Annotated in this window: 8 protein-coding genes; 1 reads left to right on the top strand and 7 read right to left on the bottom strand. The window is 34.5% G+C overall.

Features of this window, described 5'->3' with window-relative positions:
* Positions 1–108: 108 nt before the first annotated feature.
* From HNQ00_RS07190 to truA, 6 genes are all read right to left on the bottom strand, one after another.
* Positions 109–1,503: a M16 family metallopeptidase gene (locus HNQ00_RS07190; RefSeq protein ID WP_173837650.1), complete on the bottom strand. Its 1,395-nt coding sequence runs from the start codon at positions 1,501–1,503 to the stop codon at positions 109–111.
* A gap of 2 nt (positions 1,504–1,505) precedes the next feature.
* Complete coding sequence (locus HNQ00_RS07195) at positions 1,506–2,819, bottom strand: M16 family metallopeptidase (protein WP_173837651.1); 1,314 nt, start codon at positions 2,817–2,819, stop codon at positions 1,506–1,508.
* 67 nt (positions 2,820–2,886) lie between these two features.
* A complete protein-coding gene (locus tag HNQ00_RS07200) occupies positions 2,887–6,057 on the bottom strand; it encodes a PAS domain-containing sensor histidine kinase (RefSeq protein ID WP_173837652.1) in 3,171 nt (1,056 codons plus the stop codon).
* A 442-nt stretch (positions 6,058–6,499) separates the two neighbouring features.
* The gene (gene lpdA, locus HNQ00_RS07205) at positions 6,500–7,888 is read right to left on the bottom strand and encodes a dihydrolipoyl dehydrogenase (protein WP_173837653.1); all 1,389 of its coding nucleotides are present in this window, start codon (positions 7,886–7,888) and stop codon (positions 6,500–6,502) included.
* Positions 7,889–8,097: 209 nt separating this feature from the next.
* Entirely contained in the window at positions 8,098–9,852 is a 1,755-nt protein-coding gene (locus tag HNQ00_RS07210; protein WP_173837654.1) for an ABC transporter ATP-binding protein, read from the bottom strand.
* Between the two features lie 108 nt (positions 9,853–9,960).
* Positions 9,961–10,701, bottom strand: a complete 741-nt coding sequence (gene truA, locus HNQ00_RS07215; protein WP_173837655.1) for a tRNA pseudouridine(38-40) synthase TruA — start codon at positions 10,699–10,701, stop codon at positions 9,961–9,963.
* A gap of 157 nt (positions 10,702–10,858) precedes the next feature.
* Here truA and HNQ00_RS07220 point away from each other — a divergent pair, with 157 nt between their 5' ends.
* A complete protein-coding gene (locus tag HNQ00_RS07220) occupies positions 10,859–11,353 on the top strand; it encodes a metallophosphoesterase family protein (RefSeq protein ID WP_173837656.1) in 495 nt (164 codons plus the stop codon).
* A 4-nt stretch (positions 11,354–11,357) separates the two neighbouring features.
* On the opposite strand, the gene HNQ00_RS07225 is transcribed toward HNQ00_RS07220, so the two are convergent.
* On the bottom strand, positions 11,358–13,055 hold the full coding sequence (locus HNQ00_RS07225; protein ID WP_173837657.1) for a tetratricopeptide repeat-containing sensor histidine kinase: 1,698 nt from the start codon (positions 13,053–13,055) through the stop codon (positions 11,358–11,360).
* Positions 13,056–13,057 lie beyond the last annotated feature (2 nt).

A 13,057-nucleotide genomic window follows, 5' to 3' on the forward strand; every position in this document is an offset into this window, starting at 1 on the left:
ATATAAAACAAAAAACACTTGCAAAAACGTTCTTGCAAGTGTTTGATTAATTATTTTTATCCCAATAATCTGTATCGTTTATTTAGGACTAGACATTATTTGAGCCATTTACATTTTTGGATCGTCACTGATGTTCACTTCAGTTACAGTTCCGTATTTTGAAACAATTTTTCTTATTTCAGATGCTTTACCTACGATAGTGAATTGTAAGTTGTCTTTTGGGAAATAAGTAGCAATTATTTTATTGGCTTTAGCCAAATCGATACTGTCAACATTTTTTTCGAAATCATCAATAAAACTGCGATCTAGTTTGTACCAAAACATTTGCGATAGCAAGCTAGCTAGTTGACCAGAAGTTTCATATTCTGGAGGAAATTGCCCTTTTACATAATTTTTTGCCGAATTTAGATTTTGCTCGCTAATCCCTTTTTCGTGCAACGTTCTTAATACTTCTACTGCTTTATCAAGTGCAGCTTCTGTAGTTTTCACGTTTGTAAAAGTGCTTATCACAAAACTACCTCCGTTCTTATAACTATTAAAACTGCTACTCGCGCCATAAGTAAGTCCGGTATTTACCCTTAATTCGTCATTAAGCATAGAGGTAAAGCGGCCTCCAAATAAAGTATTTACAACATCGATAGCAACAAAATCTGGGTTATTTCGGCTTATTCCGGTACTACCAATGTAAAATGTAGTTTCGTTAGCGTCGTCTTTATTAATCAGCAATACATGGGCTGATGTGGGCTTTTCTATTTTGGCATTAGCCAAATCCTCCTTTTCCTTCGTTTCTTTTTTCCAACTAGAAAATAGTGCTGTGATGCTTTTCTTCATGTCGGCTGTAGCAAAATCACCTACAATCGTTATAGCAGAATTAGTAGCCGTATAATTGGCACTGTAAAACTTTTTTACATCGGCTACGCTCAATTTTTCAACGGTAGTTGTTATTCCACTGTTGATAGTACCGTACACATGGTTTCCGTATAATTGTTTATCAAAATAAGAACCAATCACATTTTTCGGACTTTCTTTTTGTTGCTCTAAACCAACCAGCATTCGGCTTTTTTCTTTAGCAAATTCCTCCTCGTTAAAGGTTGGGTTTAGTAAAATTTCTTTAAAAATTGCAAGAACCTTTTTTTGATCTTTGGCTGCGAAATCTGCTGTAACCCTTGAAAATTCTTTATAGGCCGCTGTGTAGATATTTGCACCTATAAAGTCGAGTTCTTCATCAATTGCGCTTCGGGTATAATTTGTCGTTCCGTGTTTAAGAGCTGTTGCTGTTAGGGAAGCTAATCCAGCCTGTTCTCCATCATAAATAGCTCCTGCAGGTACTACCGCAACTATAGAAATTAATGGAACATCATGTTGCTCCATAAGATTAACTGTAAGACCGTTTGATAATTTAAAAGTCGTGTACTTAGGTAAACTATATCCTTGTGCAATAGCATTAGTTACCGTGAGTATAAAGACTAAAAGGACTGTTATATTGTGGGTTTTATTTTTCATGACTAATTTTCTACATTCGTTTTTAAGATACCTACTGTTCGATTGCTTTTTGTAAAATATTTCTTTGCAACATCTTGAATTTCCTTTGCCGTTATTTTATTGTAAGCTGCAGGAGCATCAAACATTTTTTTATAATCACCAAAAAATACTTCATAGGTTCCTATGTTATTTGACTTACCATTAATGGTTTCTACTTGTTCGTAAAATTCCATTAACTTTTGATTTTTAATTTTCTGTAGTTCTCTTTCAGTTATTCCCTCTTTTTTAATTTTTTCAATCTCTTTGTAAATAGCTTCTTCCAGTAGGATCTCGTTGACATCTTTATTCGCAACAGCATAGATGTTGAATAACGTAGGGTCAAAACTTTCACCGTAATCTGTAAACACCTGCGTAGCTAACTGCTGTTTGTCAACTAAGGCATCATATAAACGAGATGAGTTACCGCTTGAGAGAACAGCGCTTAATATGTTCAAAGCGTAATAATCCTCATGTTTAGACTCAGGAACGTGATAGCCTATCATCATATAAGGGTTAGCCACATCTTTTTGCACGGTTATTCTTCGTTCTCCATTTTGTTGAGGTTCTACAATGTGAACGACTGGTGGAGTAGGTTGTGCGGCTATAGGCTCTAGATATTTTACTGCTAATTTTTTAATTACATCAAATTTCACTGCTCCAGAAATTACTACAACACAATTATTAGGAGCATAATAGGTCTTGAAGTACTTTTCTAGATCTTGCTGTGTCCAATTTTTCATATCATCTTCATAACCTATCACTGGCCAGTGATATGGGTGTTCTTGAAAGGCAGTTGCTTGTAGTGACTGTGATAAGTTGCGCCAAGGTGAATTTTCTAGACCTGTACTTCTTTCACTCAATACCACACCTCTCTCGCTCTCAACCACCTTAGGATCGATACTTAAATTAGCTATACGGTCACTTTCTAGATCAAAAATAACTTCGGTAGCCGATGCAGGAAACCAATCAGTGTAAACAGTAACATTTTCTGTAGTGTATGCATTGTTTGATCCACCATTGAATTCCATTGTTTGATCAAATAATTTAGGACCAAACTTTTTTGCGCCATTGAACATCATGTGTTCAAAAAAATGAGAAAGTCCCGTAATACCTTGATGCTCATTTCGGCTTCCTACTTTGTAGAATAAGTACATGTTTGCATTGGGGATAGAGAAATCCTCAACGATTAAAAATTTTATTCCGTTTTTTAAAGTGAATGTCTTTACGTCATCTGCTTTGATTTGGGCTGTGGCAGATAAGCCAAAAAGAATGATAAGCGGTAGCATTATTTTCTTCATAGTTGCAAGTTATAATGGTTTTAATATTAGATATTCAAAAGAGCTCTTTTTTTAATAGCTTAAGTAATTATAACGGTAGGTAAATGTTGAAAATAGTTCCTTTATTTACCTCAGATGTTACTGCTATAAATCCGTTGTGGTTATCAATGATTTTTTTAACGATTGCTAGTCCTATTCCTGTCCCGTTGTATTTGTCTTTGCTGCCTAGTCGTTGAAATAATTCAAAAATTTTATTGCTGTATTGCTGTTCAAAACCAATTCCGTTGTCCTCATATCTAATGTGACAGTATTTGCGGTCTGGTAAAAGGGTAGGTTGATTAATAGCATTACTCTCGATAATATTACAATGAATAGCTATTACCGCTGCTGCTTCAGTGCGGGCAAATTTTATGGAGTTGCTGATTAAATTATGTAATAGCTGTCTAAACTGAAACGGAATGATACTAAGTTCGCATGAATTTGCCAGCGTGATTACGCCGCCGCTTTCATCTAATTCTTCATATAAGTCATCGATTATTTCAGTTATAATAGTTCGAAGTTCTACAACTTCAAATTTCTGGTCGTTATTATTCGTTCTAGAATAAGCTAGCAAATCTTGAATTAAGGTTTGCATTCTATTAGCAGAAGTCTGAATTTTATAAAAATAGTCTTTTCCAAAATCAGAAAGGTTTTTATTCTCTTTTTCGATAATTCTAGAAGCAAAAGTTTGAATTTTGCGAAGCGGTTCTTGCAAATCATGACTTGATATATAAGCAAAGGATTGTAACTCCTTGTTCATTTTTTCAAGATCTATATTTTTCTGTTCTAATTCATTAGTGCGCTCCAGTACTAGGTTCTCTAACTTATTAGTAAATATCTTCTGGTCTTCAATATCTGTGCTTGTACCTACCCACATTTGCACATTTCCATCTTCGTCCTTTTGAGGAACGGCTCTACTTAATTGCCAGCGATAGCTACCATCATGTTTTCTAAAACGATGTTCGATTAAAAAATCTACCCCTTTTTCAATAGATTGTTTCCACAACAACATATTTTTGTCACGATCTTCTGGATGTACAATATTTATCCATCCTTCGCCATCGACTATTTCTGTTAAACTCAATCCAGTGAAATCAAAAACCGACTTACTGTAATAATAAATATTTCCCTGTGGATCAGCGGTCCAAACCATCTGAGGCATAGAATCAGCTAATAATTTGAACTTTTGTTCTCTTTCTTGTAATTGTTGGCGTATGTGACGGTCTCCAGAAATATCTCTGATTGTACCTACCATTTCTACAGGATTTCCTTCGGTATCAAAAAATACTTTACCTTTTACCTCTGCCCATTTAATCGAGCCATCCTCAAGTATAATACGAGCTGCGTAAAATAGGACTCCAGTTTTATACGCTTCTTCAATCGCTTGTTGCCTAGTGACTAAGTCATCTGGATGAAAGTTTTGTAGTAACGCCGCGTGATCTAAATTAGGGTTATTTTTAAAACCTAAAATAGCAATACAGCGATCAGAGCAAATTGCAATATTAGTTGTTACATTGTATTCCCAAATACCTAATTCACTAGCCTCAATTACAATGCTCAACTTTTGTTCGTTCTCTTCGATTTTATGTCTAGCCACAACTTGCTCAGTCACATCAACACCTATGGCCATGATACCATTTGGGTTGTCATCGTCGTCATATAAGGGTTCGTATGAAAAATCAATGTATATAGTTTCCAGCTTATCATGACGCATTAATTGCAGGGGCAATTCTTTGGCCGAGAAAGGAATTCGATCGTTGTATACACCATCAAGCATTTCCTTTATTCCTTGTGAAATAAGTTCAGGCATTGACGAGAGTAACGGTTTGTTCATCACTTCGAGCTCTGTTCTACCCCAAAGTTCTAAAGTTTTACTATTTAAAATTTCTACGATATAATTAGGCCCTCTCAATACTGCAATTGCTATAGGCGCTTGCACAATCATTTGTCTTAAATTACGCTCGCTCGTGCGCAGTTTTTCATCTTTTTCTTTGCGTTCTGTTATATTAGGGCTTACTGTGGCAATACCAATTGTCTCTTGTGTGACTTGGTCTTTAATTTTTATCCCATTCCATTGCACCCAAAAAGGAGTTCCCGTAGCCTCATTCCAAAACTGTATCTCATCATATTCATTAGTAGTATTTAGCGAGTCTGGAAAATTATTAGCTGCGTTTTCTCTCTCTGAAGGTAAGATGCAATCCATAATTGTTCTACCCTCGTAATTTTTCCATCCTAGCATTTTAAGTCCTGCTGGATTGATAAATTGGATAGAGGAGTCAAGAGCAGTTAAGCCTATATATTCATTACTGGCTTCGATTATAGCAATTAATTTTTGCTTTTCTTTTTCGGCTAAATACTTTTTTGTAATGTCTTGTAAAGTTCCATTAAAACGTGTCGCAGCTTTATCTTCATTAAACCATACACGCCCCTTAACTCGTACAATGCGTTGCTGCTTTGTGATTTTATTTTGAACAGTATAATCAATGTTAAATTTTCCCCCTAGATCATAGTTTAAGGCATTTTCAATTGCTTCGATTACTCTAGATTTATCCGTATCGATAATGGCAGCAATGGCATCATCAATATCAATTTCTGAATCGTAGGGTAGCCCAAACCAATCTTTCATTCTGTTGTTTGCCGTAAACTTGTTAGTGATTGGATTTAAGTCAAAAGTACCTAATTCTGTCGCTTCAATAGCAAAGTTAAGTTGGTCATTACTTTCTCTTAATTTGGCTTGAGCCAAAATCTTTTCGGTCGTCTCTACTACGTTAATTAAAATTCCACCTACAGTGCCATCTTCTAACCTAATGGGACTGTGCGAAAAATCAAAATAGCAATCTTCTAGAAAGCCATTACGATTTATAGGAAACATCATATTGAAAAAGTTGACACTTTCGCCACGCATCACATTTTCAAACATAGGTTCTAAGGTATGCCAGATCTCTGCAAAACTTTCTGCAGTACCTCTCCCTAAAGCGCTAGGATGCTTTAACGTTCCTAGGATAGGGCGATACGCATCATTGTAAAGTTGGATATATTCCTTACCCCAGACAATGTAAGTCCCAAAAGGATTTTCTAACATTGCGCCCACTAAAATTTGCAGGTTTTTAGGCCAAGTTTCTGGACTACCTAAAGCGGTATTCTCCCAATCTTTTGTACGAAATAATTCACCCATTTCGCCACCATAATTAAGAAAGCTGTGTTTTGATTTAGTAGTCATTTTATATATAACGTTAAGCAATAATTAGTAAGTAGACGATCATTGTTGCAGACGATTAATTAGGAACCGCTTTTTAATTTTCGAAAATTGAAATTGTAAACCTAATAAATGTAAATAGTCACAATTTACAAGGAAAAAATCTAGTTCAAAAATATCAAATAAAATTGATTTTTTTATAGTAAACTCAAAGTCTTTAATGGTAAAAGGAAGTAGCGGAAGCAAGAAAGTCATAAAAGAGACAATTTCTAGAAAAATGGATTGCTAGTAAATTTTAAATTACTGATTTAATAATACCTGTAAAATACAACGCAATGGCAAAGAAAGAATGAGTAGCTATAGTAAGCTGTCATTTAGTATTATTTTATTCGAAAACAAAAACAAAAAAAAGCTCCATCTACAGCAGTACTGTAAATGAAGCTTTGAATTATGATAGCTCTTAGTCTTACAAGTGAATTACCTCGCCATAAGCATCAGCAACCGCTTCCATTACCGCTTCACTCATTGTAGGGTGAGGGTGAATAGATTTTAATATTTCGTGACCAGTAGTTTCTAGTTTACGCGCTACAACTGCCTCAGCAATCATATCAGTAACACCAGCACCAATCATGTGGCAACCTAACCATTCGCCATATTTTGCATCAAAGATTACTTTTACAAAACCATCAGGAGTACCTGCAGCTTTAGCTTTTCCTGAAGCAGAGAACGGGAATTTACCAATTTTTAATTCGTATCCTTTTTCTTTGGCTTGTTTTTCAGTTAAACCTACTGAAGCAATTTCTGGAGTCGCATAAGTACAACCTGGTACGTTTCCGTAGTCGATAGGTTCTACATGTAATCCAGCAATTTTTTCAACACAGTTAATACCTTCTGCCGAAGCAACGTGTGCTAGCGCTTGACCTGGAGTAATGTCTCCAATCGCGTAATATCCTGGAATATTAGTTGCGTTGTAAGCATTTACCATGATCTTATCTCTATCTGTAGCAATACCTACTTCTTCAAGACCTATGTTCTCGATGTTTGTTTTGATTCCTACTGCTGATAATAACATATCTGCATGCAATTCTACTTCACCTTTAGCTGTTTTTACAAATGCTTTTACACCATCTCCAGAAGTATCAATTCTTTCAACAGATGAATTAGTCATGATTTTAATACCAGCTTTTTTCAATGAACGCTCAAATTGTTTTGAGATATCTTCGTCTTCAACAGGAACAACATTTGGCATGAATTCTACAATAGTAACTTCTGTTCCCATTGAGTTGTAGAAATGAGCAAACTCCACCCCAATCGCACCAGAACCAACAATAATCATTGATTTTGGTTGTGTAGGCAATGTCATTGCTTGTCTATATCCTATTACTTTTACACCATCTTGTGGTAAATTAGGCAATTCGCGAGAGCGAGCTCCTGTAGCAATAATGATATGATCAGCACTATATTCAGTAACTTTGTTATCTTTATCAGTAACGTCAATTTTTTTACCTGGTTTTAATTTACCAAAACCATCAATAACGTCAATTTTATTCTTTTTCATCAAGAATTGAACTCCTTTGCTCATTGCATCTGCAACACCACGGCTACGTTGTACAACAGCAGGGAAATCTTTGTCAAATGATGAAACAGTCAACCCATAATCAGAAGCGTGCTTTAAATAGTCAAAAACCTGAGCCGACTTTAATAATGCCTTTGTAGGTATACAACCCCAGTTTAAACATACACCACCTAAGTTTTCTTTTTCAATTACGGCAACTTTAAACCCTAATTGCGATGCTCTAATGGCAGTAACGTATCCACCTGGACCACTTCCTAAAACAATGATATCGTATTTCATTTTTATAAGTTTCTAAATTAATTGATTTTGCGAATTTAAGGATTTATTCTCTTTTTTAAAAAAATAAGAGATTCATTTATCAAAACATTGAGAGAATTCCTTTTTTAACCTTCATCGTAAACAAAAATCATGATTTTTATGACTGCAATTTTGCTGCAATGTAACGTGTAATTTGAGTGCTTCTTTTATTTTTTTTGACAAATTTGATGCTAGTTAGCAACACTAAATTGGGAATCATACAAGTTCTTGTAATAGCCATTCTCTAAGTTTACTAATTCCTGATGTGTTCCTTGCTCCACAATCAAACCTTGATCCATAACGACAATTTTATCTGCATTTACGATGGTTGCTAGTCTGTGTGCAATTACAATTGATGTACGTCCTTGTGTAACGGTCTCGGTAGCACGTTGTATTAATTCCTCAGAGTAGGTGTCGATAGAAGATGTTGCTTCATCCAGAATTAAGATACTTGGATTACTTACGTAAGCTCTTAAAAAAGCAATCAACTGTCGCTGTCCAGATGACAACATTACGCCACGTTCCTTAACATCAAAGTCGTAATTATCGGGCAAGCTCATGATAAAATCATGTACCCCAATATCTTTAGCTGCAGCTAAAACTTGCTCTCTACTAATATTAGGATTATTTAATGTAATGTTGCTGTAAATAGTATCTGCAAACAAGAATACGTCTTGTAAGACTACTGCAATTTGCTTGCGTAGTGATCCTAAAGTATAAGCATCAATATTTTGACCGTCAATTAAAATGGTACCGCTATTAATCTCATAAAAACGATTAAGCAAATTAATAATAGTTGATTTTCCTGCTCCTGTTGAGCCCACAATTGCAACCGTTTGTCCTGCTTTAACATTGAGTGTAATTCCTTTGATTACTTCCTCATCTTCGATATAGCTAAAATGCACGTCTTTAAACGAAATATCTCCATTAAAAATAGGTGCCTCAAGTATTCCAGTATCCTGAATTTGATCCTGAGTATCAATAATTTCAAAAACGCGATTGGCAGCAATCATTCCCAATTGCATTTCGTTAAACTTATCAGCAATTTGACGCAGTGGATTGAATAACATCCCTATAAACATAGTGTAAGAAAATAAATCTCCAAAAGTGGTGAAATTATCTCCATTCAAAATTCTAATACCTCCGTAAAGTACAATGAAGCCTAACGTTAATGACGAAATAATATCAGCGATAGGGAAAAAGATTGAGTTGTATAGAATCGTTTTTATCCATGCTTTTTTATGCTTATCATTGATTTCCTTGAATTTTTCGGCTTCAATATCCTCTCTGTTAAATAACTGTACGATTTTCATTCCAGTAACACGCTCTTGAACAAAGGAGTTCATATTTGCGATTTGATTTCGAACCTCTTCAAAAGCAACCTGCATTTTACGCTGAAATACTCTCGTAATCACTACTAGAATAGGCATGGCAATAATAACAATCCACGTTAGTTTCCAGTTCATGTAAAACATAAAAATAAGCACCACAAACATTTTCATTAAGTCACTTATGATCATGAATAAACCTTGGCTAAAAATCCTAGCTATCGATTCAATATCAGATACTGATCTAGTCACTAATTGACCTACAGGTACTAAATCAAAATATTTCATTCTAAAACTCAATATATGACTAAAGAGTTTGATTCTAATATCTTTTACAATGTCTTGTCCTAGCCAGTTTGCCCAGTAAACAAAGTAAAACTGGGAGAACACCTCAAATAGCAACACTACACCCATCAATGTGATATACATTAATAGGCCATTTGCATCTTCTGTTTGTATGTAACCATCTACGGTTTGCTTAAGTAAATAAGGTCTTAAGGCGGCAAATATCGACAGTGAAATGGCAAAAATGATCACGCCATTAAAACGCCATTGATATGGTTTAGTATATTGTAATATTCTTTTAAATAATCGAACGTCAAATGCTTTTGCTTTCATTTTTATTGCTGAATTTAGTTCAGTATTTGGAGCTATTTCCTGCTTTTGTTTCAATATTTTTATTTTTCTAAAGAAAAAAAATAAAAATGATTTCCACGACAATCAGGGCTAGTTAGTGATATAATCGTAATCAATTTCGGTTAAATATAAGCCATGAGCGGGCACCGAAAACCCTGCTTTGTCTCTACTTTTATTAATGATGATTGTATTAAAGTCATCTAAGTTTATTTTATGCAATCCTACATTTATCAATGTTCCCACAATGGATCTTACCATGTTCCTTAAAAAGCGATTGGCTGAAATAGTGAATACTAAATGGCCATCTTCTTCTTGCCATTGTGCGTGATAAATGCTACAATCAAATGTATTCACGTCAGTATTAACTTTTGAAAAACACTGAAAATCAGTATGCTTTAATAAAATATTTGCTGCTTCATTCATCAATGCCACGTCTAGTTTTTGATAAAAATACCAACTCCTATCTTGTAAAAATGGGTTTTTAACTTGATTGATATGGTATTCATAAGTTCGCTTTGTAGCATCAAAGCGGCAATGGGCATCATCATGAACTAGGATAATATCATAAACGGCGATATCCTTAGGTAAATAAGAATTTAACTTATGAGCTAGTTGTTTGCTGTCTATTGGTTTATCAAAGTCAAAATGTGCATACATCAATTGTGCATGTACACCAGTATCTGTACGACCTGCACCCATAATTGAGATAGGACAGTTCAACAGTACAGACAGTGCCGTATTTAATGTTTCTTGCACTGAACTGGCATTAGGTTGTAGTTGCCAGCCGTGATAAAGCGTGCCGTTATATGCTAGTTTTATAAAATATCTCAAGGTAAAGTAATCGCAAAGTTTTAAAAAGCAAAGGTACAAAGTTTTTATGTTGAGAAAAGGTTAAATCTACAAGTTATAATAGGTTCTCATTAAATTCTTGTTTTTAATTAAAGACTGTACCTTTGGATTCTCAAATAGTAATACTAGGGCCAATATAATGAAGAATATCTTACTCCTTTCAGACACGCACAGTCATATCGATGATACGATCTTAAAATATGTGAATCAAGCTGACGAAGTTTGGCATGCTGGCGATATAGGAAATTTAGTCGTAACAGATACATTAAAAAAGCTAAAACCGTTACGTGCAGTGTATGGCAACATTGACGACGATAAAGCCCGTATGGAGTTTCCTTTAAATAATCGATTTATGTGTGAAGGAGTAGCGGTATGGATCACACATATAGGTGGATATCCTGGCAAGTATAATGCTAATGTAAGAGAGGAGCTAGCAGCCAATCCACCTAAGTTGTTTATTTGCGGCCATTCCCACATTCTAAAAGTGATGTTTGATAAAAAAAACAATTTACTCCACATGAATCCGGGAGCATGTGGTAAAAGTGGTTTTCATCAAGTACGCACTATGCTTCGTTTTGTAATAGACGGTGACAAAATAAAAGATTTAGAGATTATCGAAATTGGTAAAAAATAAGTCGTTACGTTTTAGAAAGAATGGGGATTTTAAGTTTGATTTTTGTGCCTTCTTTTTCGTTTGAATTAATTTTAATTTTTCCTTTGATGTTGTTGATTCGGGCTCTAATTTGGTTCAAACCAAAACCGTCGTTAGAGTTGTAAATATCTGTGTTAAAACCAGTACCATTATCTTGGATATGAATAATAAGTTGGTCTTCTTTTTCTTCTATATTAATTTGGGCTAAGGTCGCTTTACTGTGTTTTGTGATGTTGTTAAATAGCTCTGTAATGACAAAGTATATCTTCATTTCAAAATCCTCGTCATAACGTGTCTTGTCCTCTACTGAACTTGAATATTGAAAATGAATCGTTGAATTAGAATTTTTCTCACATAAATCCTTTAAGGTAAAATACAATCCAAACCTGGCCAATAGTGACGGGATCAATTGATGAGATAAATCTCTTACCTTATCATGTGCTTCTTTTAGTATTTGCTTTGTTTTTATAATCTCCTCTGAAGTGCTTTTATTTTTTGCTTGAAAGACGCTCAAATGCAGTCCTGCAGATGACAGTAAAGCACTGATGTCATCATGTAAAAAAGAGGCAATTTTCTTTCTTTCAATCTCCTGACCATTTATCGATGCGTTATAAATGTTTTCTTGAATCTTTGTTTGGATGTCTTTGAATTTGTTTTTCTCTTTCAAGCGCATATTTTGGTAAAAGAAATATAGCATGATTATGATAAACAGTAAGACTGATATGATAACAATACTAATTTGTTTGTTTCTTGACTGTTTCTCCATATGGAGTTCTTCACTTGTCTTGTATTTAGACTCAATATTGTCAATTTCTCTCTTATATTCATCAAGCTCTAAATTAATGCCCTCAATATTTACTTTTTTTGCCTTCTCTTCATTGTTGATTTCGACAACCAACATATTGTATTTTGCTAAATTTTCGTAAGCCTTTTTGTATTCTCCTGTTTTAAGTAAAAAGCGCGAGTATTCTTGATAAGAAAAGGAAAGGTCTGATTTGTCCTCCTCAGATTTTCCGATTAGTATAGCACGTTCAAAGAATTTTTGTGCCTTTGCATTTTCATTATTGTAGCTACAGTACATTCCATTAAGCATGTTCAATGCTACAACAGTGGTTTGATCACCATATTTTTGATGATACTTATTAATATATTGTAAGTAGGGGAGGCCTTTGCTGAAATTTCCTATGTCAAAATAAGCCCATGCAATATTTAAATTGGTAAATACAAGCTGTTCATTGTCGGCTATTTTATTGCTATAGGCTAGCGATTTTTTATAATAATCAATACCTGTACTGTATTCCTTTTTATCAAAACAGTAAATGTTACCTAGATTATTATAGAGCCAATTTTTAAGTTCATCGTCGTTTGTTCTATCAGCATATAATAGCCCTTTTTTATAATAAAAGTAAGCTTTATCAACTTCGGCAATACCATCAAAATTTGCAGCGATGATATTGTAACATCTGGCAATTAGCTGGTCATCATTAGTCTTTATGGCTTTGTCTAATGCAATTCTAGACTTAACAAGTGATTTTTCGTATTTTTCATCGTGCATTAAAATAGTAGCTTCATTGCTCAGTTTTAAGGCTTCTTTTTTTGCCAATTCAATGTCCTGCGCAAAAAGCGTACTGTAAGTAAACAGAATAAAAATAGTAAAGCAGAATTTCGCTTTTAAAATACGCATAT

Source organism: Flavobacterium aeripolare (genome assembly GCF_013294025.1).
Taxonomy (GTDB): domain Bacteria; phylum Bacteroidota; class Bacteroidia; order Flavobacteriales; family Flavobacteriaceae; genus Flavobacterium.